This window comes from Rhodococcus sp. IEGM 1241, assembly GCF_033142365.1.
Lineage (GTDB): Bacteria > Actinomycetota > Actinomycetes > Mycobacteriales > Mycobacteriaceae > Rhodococcus_F > Rhodococcus_F erythropolis.
In genome coordinates this window covers 31,540-44,199 of record NZ_JAWLSE010000006.1, presented here as the reverse complement: position 1 = coordinate 44,199, position 12,660 = coordinate 31,540, and the positions used below count along the sequence as shown (strand labels likewise).

The 12,660-nt window shown below is 63.6% G+C and carries 14 protein-coding genes; 5 read left to right on the top strand and 9 right to left on the bottom strand.

Annotated elements, in window-relative coordinates; translation table 11 throughout:
• Nucleotides 1-23: 23 nt before the first annotated feature.
• The 6 genes from R4P70_RS24320 to R4P70_RS24295 form a co-directional block, all read right to left on the bottom strand.
• Nucleotides 24-950, bottom strand: coding sequence for a LysR substrate-binding domain-containing protein (locus tag R4P70_RS24320; protein ID WP_030535682.1), 927 nt, complete (start codon nucleotides 948-950; stop codon nucleotides 24-26).
• A 50-nt stretch (nucleotides 951-1,000) separates the two neighbouring features.
• Nucleotides 1,001-2,293 carry a carboxylesterase family protein gene (locus tag R4P70_RS24315; protein ID WP_317832191.1) on the bottom strand — a complete coding sequence of 431 codons (1,293 nt, stop codon included), beginning with the start codon at nucleotides 2,291-2,293 and terminating at the stop codon, nucleotides 1,001-1,003.
• Between the two features lie 85 nt (nucleotides 2,294-2,378).
• On the bottom strand, nucleotides 2,379-2,939 hold the full coding sequence (locus R4P70_RS24310; protein WP_020968259.1) for a TetR/AcrR family transcriptional regulator: 561 nt from the start codon (nucleotides 2,937-2,939) through the stop codon (nucleotides 2,379-2,381).
• Nucleotides 2,940-2,954: 15 nt separating this feature from the next.
• Nucleotides 2,955-3,425 carry a DUF1348 family protein gene (locus tag R4P70_RS24305; RefSeq protein WP_019746619.1) on the bottom strand — a complete coding sequence of 157 codons (471 nt, stop codon included), beginning with the start codon at nucleotides 3,423-3,425 and terminating at the stop codon, nucleotides 2,955-2,957.
• A gap of 130 nt (nucleotides 3,426-3,555) precedes the next feature.
• Entirely contained in the window at nucleotides 3,556-4,230 is a 675-nt protein-coding gene (locus tag R4P70_RS24300) for a Crp/Fnr family transcriptional regulator (RefSeq protein ID WP_003943506.1), read from the bottom strand.
• A gap of 255 nt (nucleotides 4,231-4,485) precedes the next feature.
• On the bottom strand, nucleotides 4,486-4,758 hold the full coding sequence (locus R4P70_RS24295) for a hypothetical protein (RefSeq protein WP_019746620.1): 273 nt from the start codon (nucleotides 4,756-4,758) through the stop codon (nucleotides 4,486-4,488).
• Between the two features lie 80 nt (nucleotides 4,759-4,838).
• On the opposite strand from R4P70_RS24295, the gene nth reads away from it, so the two are divergent.
• Genes nth through R4P70_RS24275 form a run of 4 tightly spaced genes read left to right on the top strand, consistent with a single transcriptional unit; the run spans nucleotide 4,839 to nucleotide 8,187 of the window.
• Entirely contained in the window at nucleotides 4,839-5,624 is a 786-nt protein-coding gene (gene nth, locus R4P70_RS24290; RefSeq protein WP_003943471.1) for an endonuclease III, read from the top strand.
• Nucleotides 5,625-5,630: 6 nt separating this feature from the next.
• On the top strand, nucleotides 5,631-6,284 hold the full coding sequence (locus R4P70_RS24285) for a TlpA family protein disulfide reductase (protein WP_020905971.1): 654 nt from the start codon (nucleotides 5,631-5,633) through the stop codon (nucleotides 6,282-6,284).
• A complete protein-coding gene (locus R4P70_RS24280) occupies nucleotides 6,281-7,000 on the top strand; it encodes an NUDIX hydrolase (RefSeq protein WP_019746622.1) in 720 nt (239 codons plus the stop codon). The genes R4P70_RS24285 and R4P70_RS24280 overlap by 4 nt, the downstream gene beginning before the upstream one ends.
• On the top strand, nucleotides 6,997-8,187 hold the full coding sequence (locus R4P70_RS24275; RefSeq protein ID WP_019746623.1) for a MarP family serine protease: 1,191 nt from the start codon (nucleotides 6,997-6,999) through the stop codon (nucleotides 8,185-8,187). Before R4P70_RS24280 ends, R4P70_RS24275 begins: the two co-directional genes overlap by 4 nt.
• Nucleotides 8,188-8,190: 3 nt before the next feature.
• On the opposite strand, the gene R4P70_RS24270 is transcribed toward R4P70_RS24275, so the two are convergent.
• From R4P70_RS24270 to nhaA, 3 genes are read right to left on the bottom strand one after another with little or no spacing between them, the layout of a single operon-like run.
• A complete protein-coding gene (locus tag R4P70_RS24270; RefSeq protein WP_019746624.1) occupies nucleotides 8,191-9,126 on the bottom strand; it encodes an alpha/beta fold hydrolase in 936 nt (311 codons plus the stop codon).
• 15 nt (nucleotides 9,127-9,141) lie between these two features.
• Nucleotides 9,142-9,651 carry a phage holin family protein gene (locus tag R4P70_RS24265; protein WP_019746625.1) on the bottom strand — a complete coding sequence of 170 codons (510 nt, stop codon included), beginning with the start codon at nucleotides 9,649-9,651 and terminating at the stop codon, nucleotides 9,142-9,144.
• Nucleotides 9,648-10,982 (bottom strand): Na+/H+ antiporter NhaA, encoded by a 1,335-nt coding sequence (gene nhaA, locus R4P70_RS24260; RefSeq protein WP_019746626.1) that lies wholly within the window; start codon nucleotides 10,980-10,982, stop codon nucleotides 9,648-9,650. The genes R4P70_RS24265 and nhaA overlap by 4 nt, the downstream gene beginning before the upstream one ends.
• Before the next feature lie 173 nt (nucleotides 10,983-11,155).
• Here nhaA and R4P70_RS24255 point away from each other — a divergent pair, with 173 nt between their 5' ends.
• Nucleotides 11,156-12,547, top strand: a complete 1,392-nt coding sequence (locus tag R4P70_RS24255; protein WP_020968263.1) for an MFS transporter — start codon at nucleotides 11,156-11,158, stop codon at nucleotides 12,545-12,547.
• Nucleotides 12,548-12,660 lie beyond the last annotated feature (113 nt).

Below are 12,660 nucleotides of genomic sequence, written 5' to 3'. Positions count from 1 at the left end.
CGGGGAACGGGCCGATCGGCGTTTCACGGTCGCATGAGCTCAGCTGCAAAGGACTCCAGCGTCGCGATCAGGGCCTGTGCGGACGGGCTCGACGTGCGAGTCGCCGAGGAGGTGATGCCGACGCTGTGCCCGATCGGATCGAGTGTGATGGACAGGGTGGTCAAGCGCGCGTCGTCGCGGGGGATGAGGCTCGGTAGGACCGCGATCATGTCGGTCTCGACCAGCAGTTGGCGCACGGTGAGGAAAGAGGTTGCCTCGACGCGGTTTTCGGGCAACGGCAGGCTGTTGCGGGCGAAGAACTCCTCGAGCTCGCGGCGGAGCACTGTCTCGACCCCGGGAAGGATCCAGGGGAAGCCGCGTAGTTCTTCGAGTTGGACGTCCTCGCGGTGAGCGAGCGGGTGATCCACGCGGGTGACGAGTTCGACGGACTCCGCGTAGAGGTTCCGTCTTGTCGCGGTGTCATCGGTAGGTGAGGTGAGCCGGCCGACGATCAGATCGATTCGGCCCGCTTCCAGATCGGTGAGCAACTGTTCGGGCGTGCCTTCGCGCACGATGACGGTGAGCAGCGGGTGGTGAACCTTCAGGCGCGCGATAGCACCGGGAAGCAGCACGTTGGATCCGGCGAGATGTGTTCCCACGATGACGGTTCCGCGATTGGCGTCGGCAAGTTCGACGACGTGCCGCCCGGCTTCGGTCAGCTGCGCGATCACGGCCCGCGCATGAGTTGTGAAGGCCTCGCCGAAAATGGTCGGGGTGATTCCGCGTGGCCCGCGGTCGAAGAGCGAAACACCGAGAATGGACTCGATGTCGTGCAGACTGCGGGTCGCGACGGGTTGTGTGATGTGAAGTGCGGCAGCGGCGCCGACCACGCTGCCCTGACGGCTCAATGCGTCGACGAGCAGGAGATGGCGGAGTTTTAGTCGCCCGTCGAGGAGCTTGGGCATGTCCATGGAGCAATCCTAGACGGGATTGCCGCGAGTGGGTAGGCGCCCGAAGTTGCTCAGAAGAAGGTGATTCCGATCGGTTGGGCCGAGGTGTACTTCTCCCAGGTTTCGCTGCTGTCCGGACTTCCCGTGTGCGCAAACGACGTCCAGTGCCGGCGTATCCGACGGCCCAGTGCGTCGATGCTCTGCCAGTCGCTGCTGCCCAGCATCGGTGAGCTCTTCCAGGACTGCTCGGTTCCCAACATGAAGGGTAGTTCGATGCAGTGAGTGGCTCCGAAGACGTCGTCCGTCGGTGCCCAGTCGAAGCGATACGTGTACACCGACGCGCCGGCCGCTGTGAAGGCGTCGGCCAGCTCCGTCGCCGGTTCGGCAAACATGTTCTGTGTCAGTGCCTTTTCGGCGACGCGTTCGGGATCGGGTACTCCCGCCACGTCGCGCACGAAAGCGGATCCCTCGTCGCGGGTGTATCCCACGATGACGTCCGGCGCTGTTTCGAAAGTTCGGATCACCGGATCCAGTTCGGAAATCGGTGCGAAGGGCGGTTGCACGACGTTAGGGGACCGCCGGCTGAACTCGATTGCGGTGCTGCGGAATGCGTCGAGAATGCGGGAGAGTGGCGCGGTCCGAGGATCTCCGTCGAGCAGTCGGGCAAATGTTTCACCGTTCTCGATCGCGGCAACCTGCGTGAAGTTGAGGTCCGGCCGTGGGGTGCTCTGCAGAATTGCTCGATGGAACAGAGTTCGAGAGTTGTTACTGCTCAACAGATTCACAATCGAATGAGCGCCGGCCGACTGCCCGAACACGGTGACCGAGTCTGGGTCGCCGCCGAATGCCTCGATGTTCTCGCGCACCCACTCGAGCGCTGCGATCTGATCGTGGACCCCGAGATTGCCTTCGCTCACGCCGTCGAGGAGGAGATATCCGAGCACGCCGACGCGGTAGTTGACCGACACCACGACGACGTCGCCCTCGGCTGACAAAGCGCCGCCGTCGTACCAGGGGAGGGAGCCGCCGCCACTGGAGTAACCGCCACCGTGAAGCCAGACCATCACCGGGCGATGACCGGTCAGCGACGGGGTTGTGACGGTGACGGTGAAGCTGTCCTCGCTCTGCTCCGGTTCGGGGAGCGGTGGCCCCATGATGCGCTCGAGCCGTGAAGGTGGTTGGGGGAAGACCGTTCCAAGCGCTGTGGCGTCGAAGACGTCGGAGAACGGTCCCGCCGGCCGCGGCTTCTCGAAGCGCGGTGCGCGGGCGTAGGGGATCGCACCGAAGTAGTAGGAACCGTCACGCTTTAGGCCGCGGATCTTCCCCGAAGCTGTGGATGCGATCACCGTCTCGGACGAGGGCATGGGTTCCTTTCCTCTTGTGCATACCTTTTCGAGCATGCCAGGTGCATGCCGCGGCACAAATGCCTTTGTGGTCGTGCGGTATGCGTTACGGCGTGAGTGCCTGTACCAGTCGATCTTCGAGTCGCGTCGTCACTCGGCTGTATACGGCACCGTCGTCCAGGGCTCGGGACATCACTATTGCGCCTTGGATTCCGGCCACGGCTTCTTCGGCGAGTCCGGTGGAATCTTCGGCGCCGACGAGTGCCGCCTCGAGAGCTGCTGTCCATTCGTCGAAGTAGGTTCGCACCTTGGCGCCGAAGCGGTTTCGCTCTTCACCGAGTGCAAATGCGCCGAACAGGCAAATGCGTTGCCCTGACCGAAAGTAGTCGGCGACGGTAGCGAACATGCTCTGGATACGCTGCCGCGGTGGAACCGACTCTGCTCGAAGCGGTTCGAAGACTTCGGTGCGAAACCAGCCGTCGACCTCGTCGAGTACGGCCTCGGCCATCTCTTCCTTTCCTCGCGGAAAGAAGTTGTAGAGACTGCCTTTGCCCAAACCGGTGTGTTCGGTGATGACGGCCAGGCTTGCTCCGTCGAACCCGTAGGTTCGAAACACGTTCGCGAGGGCGGGGATCGTGTCCGAGCGTTCAGCTACCTGTCTGGCCATGGATTCATCCTTTCATCACAGACCCAACTCGCTCAGGCCCGGATGATCGTGCGGGCGTGGTCCGGTCGAATCCCAGAAGAACTTTCGCTCGGACTCCGCGATGGGGACGTCGTTGATGCTGGCATGACGGTGGTGCATGAGGCCGTCCGCGTCGAATTCCCAGTTCTCGTTGCCGTAGGAGCGGAACCACTGCCCGTCGTGATCGTGCCACTCGTACGCGAATCGCACGGCGATGCGGTCGTCGCCGTGTGCCCACAACTCTTTGATCAACCGGTAGTCCAGCTCGCGGGTCCACTTCTCGGTCAGAAGTTCGACGATTTCGGATCGGCCGGTGACGAACGTCGACCGATTGCGCCACCAACTGTCCGGCGTGTAGGCCAGCGACACCTTGTGCGGATCGCGTGAGTTCCATCCGTCCTCGGCGAGGCGGACCTTCTGGACGGCGGTTTCGTGGGTGAAGGGCGGAATCGGTGCTCGGACGGTCATTGCGTGGCCTCTCGATCGGATGTGTACCTATCGGTACATACTTTACCGATAGGTACAACAACAGTCCAGGGAATGACTTCGGCCGCCCCCACCGAAGTGGGAGCGGCCGAAAGAGTCGAGAAGGAAGAAACTAGCGGGCGCGACGAGCCAGACGCTCGGAATCCGAGATCAGAACGCTCTTGCCTTCGAGGCGCAGCCATCCGCGGTGTGCGAAATCGGCGAGCGCCTTGTTGACGGTCTCGCGGGAAGCGCCGACGAGCTGGGCGATCTCTTCCTGCGTGAGGTCGTGAGTGACGCGCAGGGCGCCACCTTCCTGAGTGCCGAAGCGCTGCGCGAGCTGCAGGAGCGCCTTGGCAACACGGCCGGGAACGTCCGTGAAGATCAGGTCGGCCAGGGTGTTGTTGGTACGACGCAGTCGGCGGGCGAGAACGCGCAGCAGCTGCTCGGCGATCTCGGGGCGCTGCTGGATCCATGCCTTGAGAGCGTCGCGGTCCATGCTCACGGCGCGAACCTCGGTGACGGTCGTAGCCGTCGAGGTGCGGGGGCCGGGGTCGAAGATGGACAGTTCGCCGAACATGTCGGACGGGCCCATGATCGTCAGTAGGTTCTCGCGACCGTCGGGTGAGCGTCGACCGATCTTCACCTTGCCGGACACGATGATGTACAGGCGGTCACCGGGTTCACCTTCGTTGAAGATGACATGTCCACGGGGGAAGTCGACGGGCTGCAGCTGCTTTGTCAGCGCCGCTACCGCTGAGGGCTCGACTCCTTGGAAGATGCCGGCTCTTGCCAGGACGTCGTCCACGTGCGCTCCTTGTTGGGATTTGTTCGTTTGTGGTGTCATTTTTGCGCTAACTATCTTTGTACCCGCGCTGCGCACAAACCGTCGTACACAGGCTCAGCCCTCATGAGTGAGACACTGTGTCCAATGCAATCTGTGTTCAATGCAACAGGTACGGCATCGAAGTCTACGTCCCGATAGCTCGCGACGAGTGATTGATGCCACGTAAGAGCCGAAAATTCTTCCGGAATCTGCTGCGGTGACTACTTTGTATGGCCGTCAACTTGCCCGTTGTGTCCGGATTTCGCCCAGGCTGGCGCTCTCGGGAGCCTCCGACTGACGGCCCTTCCGCTTCCGGTGGAAGCGAGCGAACGCATGGGGAAACCCATCGCTTGCCAGGCGGGCGACGTCGTCGTGACTTGCCTGATCGAGGAAGTCTTCTACTTCGTGCTCTTGAACCGAGAGCCGACGCAATCGCCCTTCGACTCGTTCCATCGCCAGGGCAAAGAGCATCAGCAGTAGCGGAAAGAGAATTACTGCGAGTCCTTGCATAGGGGGAAGTAAACACGTCGAAGGTCTCAGAATCGACACGACGGAGTCTCCACTCATGTCGTATCCGTACAGTTGTCTGAGTGCAGACCACCCCGACAGGCAGTTCAGAGCAGCGGAAGAAACCGCGTTCGGGGGGTGCGCGGAAGGAAGAATCACACCTCGGATTGGTACGCCGGGCGCGTCGGATGAATCGCGAGCTCGCTGTGGCTTTCCCGCACGTGTATTGCGAACTCGACTTCACGACTCCGTTGGAACTGGCAGTGGCGACAATCCTGTCGGCGCAATGCACTGACGTCCGCGTCAACATGGTCACGCCGGCGCTCTTCGCCCGCTATCCCGACGCGAAGGCATACGCGGAAGCCGATCGGACCGAACTCGAGGAGTACATCCGCTCCACCGGCTTCTACCGGAACAAGACGACGTCGTTGATCGGACTCGGTCAGGCGCTACTCGAACGCCACGACGGTCAGGTCCCGAACAAGCTCGAAGATCTGGTGAAACTCCCAGGCATCGGACGCAAGACCGCGAACGTCGTGCTGGGCAATGCCTTCGACATCCCGGGAATCACCGTCGACACCCACTTCGGTCGGCTCGTGCGCCGGTGGAAGTGGACCGAGGAAGAAGATGCCGTCAAGGTGGAACACGCCGTCGGGGCACTGATCGAACGTAAGGAATGGACACTGCTCTCGCACCGCGTGATCTTTCACGGCCGCCGGGTCTGCCACGCGCGCAAGCCCGCGTGCGGGGTGTGCGTTCTCGCCAAGGACTGCCCGTCGTACGGACTCGGCCCGACCGACAAAACCGAGGCCGCGGCCCTGGTGAAAGGCCCCGAGACCGACCATCTGCTCGCCCTGGCAGGGTTGTGATCGCCGATGACAAGTGCTGGAAGATGGTCTCTCGCTGCGCTCGTGGTCGTCGCGGCTCTCGTCGTGGCGATCTGGCCGCGCGGGGGAGACGACACGACGCCCACGTCCACGGGTCCGTCGTCGTCCGCGTATCAGCCGCCGACGTTCACTCCGTCGTCGGAATCGCTCGATCAACTCCGTAGCCAGGCCTCACTGGCTCCCTGTCCGACTCCGACGGGCGAAGCTCCGGCCGGCTCGGCGCTGGCCGGAATCACCCTCGACTGCGTGTCAGACGGTCGGCCCGTCGACCTTGCCGCAGCGGTCGGCGGAAAACCGACTCTGCTCAACTTGTGGGCGTACTGGTGCGCGCCATGCGCCGAAGAGCTTCCGTACCTTCAGGAATTCGCGGAGCGCGCCGAGGGCAGCATCAACGTTCTGACGGTGCATTCGGATCCGAATCAGGAGAACGCTTTGACGCGACTCATCGACTACTCGGTGCGTTTACCCGGCGTCCAGGACGGTGACGGCAAGGTACGGATCGCAGTGGGCGCACCGCCGGTGCTGCCGGTGTCGGTGCTCGTGCGCGCGGATGGAACAGTCGCCAAGGTCTTGCCTCAACCTTTCCGCAGTGCGGACGAAATCGCCGCCGCTGCGGCGCAATATCTGGGAGTCGTCGTATGAGCACACCGGTTCCCGAGTGGTTGCGAGCTGTCGCCAGCACCGAGCCCACCGATCCACACCGGATCAACCCCGTCCTCGAGCGTCGCGCGCCGCGCGGGACCGTGACGCGTCCGGCCGCGGTGCTCGTGCTCTTCGGCGGACCGCGTGAGGCAGACCCTCTCGCCGTCGGCGGCTTGCCGGAGGGCGCAGACGTGTTGCTGACCCAACGGGCGTCGACGATGCGTCAGCACAGCGGACAGGTCGCATTCCCGGGCGGCGCCGCCGATCCGGGCGACGACGGCCCCATCGGCACCGCGCTGCGTGAAGCGCAGGAGGAAACCGGGCTCGATCCGAGCGGAGTTCAGCCGCTCACCGTGCTGCCGGAGATCTTCATCCCGCCGTCGGGTTTCGACGTGACGCCGGTGCTCGGCTACTGGGAGCAGCCGACGACGGTGGGGATTCAGGACGAGGGCGAGGTCGGACGGGTGGCCAGGGTGCCGCTGCGCACGTTGCTCGACCCCGACAACCGGTTTCAGGTTCGCCATCCCCTCGGATACCAGGGCCCGGCGTTCCGCGCCGACGGCATGCTGGTCTGGGGGTTCACAGCAGGAATCCTCGCGGCGCTGTTCACGGTGTCGGGCTGGGAGATTCCGTGGAACTACGAGGACGTGAGAGACCTGGACACAGCGCTGTCCGAGTTCGGTGAAGGTGTCGAGGATTCGGCGGTGCCGCGATGACAGGTTCTCGTTGGGTGGACATCGCCATCGTTCTGGTCGCCCTCATCGCGGCCACGTCCGGATGGCGTCAGGGTGCGGTGGCGTCGGCGTTGGCGTTTGTCGGCGTGATCCTCGGTGCCGTCGCGGGAATTCTGTTGGCGCCCCACCTGCTCGTGCACGTCACCGAAGGCAAGCTGCGCATCCTCGCGGGCATCTCGCTGATCGTGGTGTTGGTCATCATCGGCGAAGTCGCCGGCATGGTGCTCGGACGCGCGGCGCGCAGCGGAATGCACAGTCCGACGGCGCGATCCGTCGACAGCGTCATCGGTGCGGGTCTACAGGCGGTGGCCGTCGTGGTCGCGGCGTGGTTGCTCGCGATTCCGCTCACTTCTTCGTCGCAGCCGAATATTGCCGCCGCTGTTCGTGGTTCGGATGTTCTCGCCAGCGTGGACGAACTGGCGCCGCAGTGGCTGCGCCGCATCCCGACGGAGTTTTCGGCGTTGCTCGACACCTCCGGCCTGCCGGACGTCATCGGCCCGTTCGGGCGTACGCCCATCACCGAGGTCGAAGCACCCGACGCGAGCGTTCTGGCCAGTCCGTTGGCGGCGCAGTTGCGTCCGAGTGTTCTACGCATCAACGGTGTCGCACCGAGTTGCCAGCGCGCGCTCGAGGGATCCGGATTCATCGTCGCTCCCGAACGCGTCATGACCAACGCACACGTGGTTGCCGGAACCGAGAGCATCACGGTGGACACCATGGAGGGCGCGCTGCCCGCGCAGGTGGTTCTCTTCGACTCCGCCGTCGACATCGCGATTCTGGCGGTTCCCGGACTGGACGCACCGGTGCTGCCGTTTGCTCCGGAGCAGGCTCAGACCGGCGACAACGCGTTGGTGCTCGGTTACCCCGGCGGCGGTCCGTACACGGCCAGCGCAGCCCGCGTTCGTGAGGTCCTGAACCTGAACGGACCGGACATCTACAAGGCCGGAACCACTCAACGTGAGGTCTACACCGTCCGCGGATCCATCAGGCAGGGCAACTCTGGTGGGCCGATGGTCGACGATCAGGGCCGCGTCCTCGGCGTCGTGTTCGGTGCTGCCGTCGACGACAGCGACACCGGATTCGTCCTCACCGCCCAGGAAGTATCGCGCCAGTTGAACGCGGCTGCCTCGGCGTCGACGCCGGTGCCGACAGGCGCCTGCATTCTGTAGCGGTCACTTCTCTGTAAGGAGGAAGTCCTCGAGTTCGCGGTTGACGCGCTCGGGGGCTTCCTGGTGCGCGTAGTGACCAACTCCGGCAATGGTGCGCAGTTTCTCGCCGGGAGCCCAATGCTTGTCGCGCCGCACGGTACGGGTGAGCACGTACGGGTCGAGTTCGCCGTGAATCTGGACGATCGGAATGCGAAGAACCTGATCCATCAAACGCATGAAACGACGACCCTCCGGCCGGAGCTGGCTGCGGAAGGCCCAGCGCTGGTACTCCAGCGTGGAATGCGCGACGCCCGGGATTCGGATCGCAGCCCGCATCTTGGTCATCACGTCCGCGAACTCGGGTTGCTGCGGCCAGGTGGGGCCGGACCGCGAGCGAACCAGACGCTCCACCTCGGCGCCGTTGTCGGCCGTCAACCGACGTTCCGGGCGCAGCGGTACCTGATAGGCCAGGAACGAGGGCAAAAGCGCGCGGCGCTGATATGGGTCGCGCACGACTGCTTTCTTGAGTGCCATCGGGTGTGGCGACGAGATCAACGCGATCGACCGCACCAGGCGTGGATGCAGGAGCGCGGTCGCCCAGCACACCAACCCGCCGTCGGCATGACCGATCAGCGTGGCCTTGCCGTAACCCATCGCACGAATGAGACCGGCTACGTCACCGGCGAGCGTCCAACCGTCGTAGCCGCGAGGGGGCTTGTCGGAATCGCCGTACCCACGAAGATCCATGGCGACGACGCGGAATCCCTGCTCCGACAGTGCCGTCAACTGATGGCGCCAGGACCACCAGAAATCGGCGAATCCGTGCAACAGGACCACCAACGGAGCATCCGGCTCCGCGTCGCCTACCTCGACGACGTGAAACCGGATGCCGTTGGCGTGAATGTCCCGGTGAATCCAGGGGCCGTCGAACCTGACGGTGGATGGATCTGGGGCTGCCACTTTCGATCAGACTCGCTACCGGCGCGCGTTGAAATCGACAGACGGCTTTGCGTCGTCATGGCTGCCGGGAAGGACGTTCTTGGCCTGCTTGAGCGATTCGATCGTCTTCTCCGGAGCCCTCAGCTTGCGCACACGCAGATAACCGAGCAGCGCCAGAATCGCGGTGGTCACCACCATGATCAGGAAGACGATGAGGAACGCCAGCCAGCGCGGCACCCAGGTATCGAGCATCTCGGCCAAGAAGAAAAAGAAGAAGAACGAGCTGAACAGCAGAACCGTGAAGGCCAGGATGAAGAAGACACTGCCCTGCAGACCCTTCTTGACCTCGCCCGTGACCTCGGCCTTGGCAAGTTCAACCTCGGCGCGCACGAGGGTGGAGACCTGTGCGGTCGCGTCCTTGACGAGGGCCCCGATGGTGGCCTCACCCGGCGTGCGGGCGTCCACATCGGTGAGAGGGATGGACGAGACCGTGTTCGGTACTCCATCTCCGGTGAAGCGCTGGCTCTCTCCGTTGGTCAAGCTCACTTGTCGACCTCTCCAGGTAGTTCTCTCGCGTCCGTGGCAATGGCGGTGGAAGCGTCGTCTCGAGCCGCATGAACTCGTCCACGTCGCCACAGCAGCGCTGATCCGATCAGCGATGCCACCAACGATGTCACGAGAACTGCGGCCTTCGCTATCTCGGCCTCGCTGCCATCGCCGACCCCGTCCAATGCGAGGTCTGCTACAAGCAGGCTAACGGTGAACCCGATGCCACCGAGAACTGAGAGGGCAAACATGTCTCTCAATTCCAGTGTCTTGGGCTTGGTGGCTATGCCCAATTTGATCGCGAGCAGGGAAATTCCGAAGATTCCGACGGTCTTTCCGACCAGAAGGCCGACGACAACCGATTGCCCGACGGGGTCGGTGAAAATGTCGCCGAGTACCGCGGCGTTGATCGGAACACCGGAGGCGAACAGTGCGAAGACGGGGACGCAGAAGCCTGCGGAGTACGGCTGAATGCGGTGCTCGAGGCGGCTGCCCGGCGCGTACTCCTCGTCCGGATCGCGCCTGACACGGGTGAGTAGGCCGAGCGCGACGCCCGCGAGTGTGGCGTGTATCCCCGCTTCGTGCATCGCGTACCAGGTCAGTAGTGCCAGCGGGACGTAGAGGAACGGCGTCGTGATGCGCTTGTGCTGGGCGTAGGCGTAGACAGCGAGGGCTGCGGCCGCGGTCAGCAGCCACAACATCGCGAGGGAGCCGGTGAACAGTACGGCGATGAGGATGATGGCGAGCAGATCGTCGACGACGGCCAGGCTGAGCAGGAAGACTCGGGCGCTTGCGGGGATCTTCGATCCGGTGAGAGCGAGCACGCCGAGGGCAAAAGCGATGTCCGTCGCGACGGGAATGGCCCAGCCCTTGTCCATACCTGGAGTGCCGAAGCCGATGGACGCCGCGATGATCGCGGGGACCAGGACGCCGCCGCACGCCGCGATGATCGGGAGCATCGCGGCTTTGCGGTCCGCGAGCTCGCCGACCACCAGTTCGCGTTTGAGTTCGAGGCCGGCGACGAAGAAGAAGACGGCAAGCAGTCCGTCTTGCGCCCAGGTGCCAAGGCTGAGGTCCAGATGGAGTGCAGACGGGCCGATCTGGAAGTCGCGCAGTGCGATGTAGCTCTCACCGAAAGGTGAGTTCACCCAGATCAGAGCGACGGCAGCGGCGATGAGCAGTATCGATCCGCCCACCGTTTCGGTGCGGAGATAGCGGGACAGTTCGGAACGCAAAGTGGAGATCACGCGTGGGGACGACCTTTGTTCGTGCACCCGAGTTCGGATGCAACAGACATGAACGTGATCGACGTTGTAAAGCATCGAATGCACGTGCCGACCAGACTTCCCGGCTCACCTTTACGGGATTTTATCGCGGATTGCTCGCTGAGCCGAATTAGCGAACCGAATTTGCGCCGGAAAACCCCGCGGGTGTTCAATTCCTACTGATTGGGACACCATCCCACCAATTGGACAATTTTCGTATAACGGCGCAGGAGCATGTTTTGAGCACGTCAGTCAGTGAGAACCCACCCAAGCCGGAGGGCGGCGACGCAGATACCGTCGCCGGAGTGCCGCGCAGCCGAATCGTGGTTGCCAGCATGGTGGGTACGTCCATCGAGTTCTACGACTTCTACATCTATGCAACAGCGGCAGTATCGGTGTTCCCGCACCTGTTCTTCCCGAAGGGCAACGACACCACCGCGCTTCTCGCGTCGTTGGCGACGTTCGGACTCGCGTTTGTCGCCCGTCCCCTCGGCTCGATTCTCTTCGGACACTTCGGTGACCGCGTCGGACGCAAGGCAACTCTGGTCGGCTCGCTGCTGACGATGGGCATCGCGACCTTCCTCATCGGACTGCTGCCCACTTATCACCAGATCGGTCTACTGGCCCCGGCGCTGTTGGCGCTCATGCGTTTCTGCCAGGGCCTCGGACTCGGCGGCGAATGGTCTGGCGCGGCTCTGCTCGCGACCGAGACGGCCAAGGAAGGCAAGCGGGCCTGGGCGGCGATGTGGCCGCAGCTCGGTGCACCCATCGGCTTCTTCATGGCCAACGGACTGTTCCTGATCATCACGTTGTTCATGAACCACGACAATTCCAGCCCGGACCTTGAGGGTGCCTTCCTGAGCTGGGGATGGCGAATTCCGTTCCTGCTCAGCGCAATCATGGTGATGATCGGCCTGTACGTCAGGCTCAAGCTCGAAGAGACCCCGGTGTTCGCGCGTGCAGTCGAGCGCGGCGAGAAGGTCAAGACCCCGGTCGCCGAGGTATTCAAGACCAGCTGGCGTCAGCTCATCATCGGTACGTTCGTGATGCTCGCGACGTACACGCTCTTCTACATCATGACCACCTGGGTACTCAGCCACGGAACCGGCAAGACGGCGGCCGACGGCGGAACTGGCGCCGGCTTCAAGTACACCGATTTCCTTGTCCTGCAGCTCATCGCAGTCGTGTTCTTCGCTGCCGCCGTGCCGGTCTCGGGTTGGCTTGCGGACCGTTACGGGCGTCGTATCACACTGCTGATCATCACCGGCCTGATCATGGTGTTCGGCTTGACCTTCGGCGTGTTCCTCGAACCGGACGGAATGAACGACGGTCGTATGTTGGCGTTCCTCATCGTGGGCATGCTGCTCATGGGCCTGACCTTTGGGCCGATGAGTGCCGTTCTCCCGGAACTCTTCCCGACCAACGTCCGCTACACGGGCTCGGGAATCGCGTACAACACCGCCAGCATTCTGGGCGCTGCGGTGGCGCCGTTCATCGCCGTCTACCTCGCGAAGAACTACGGCGTCGGCTGGGTCGGCATCTACCTCCTCGTGGCGGCGACGCTGACTTTTGTTGCGCTGCTGGTCATGCGCGAGACAAAGGGTGAGTCGCTAGACGATGTAGGGGCATAACCCTGCTGTGGGGCGGTTTTAACCCCCCGCCGGGCAAAAACGCGCCCCCCCCGGGTGCGGGCACCGGGTCCCGCCCGCCCGGCGGCCCCCGCGGGGGGGGGGGGCCCGCCCCC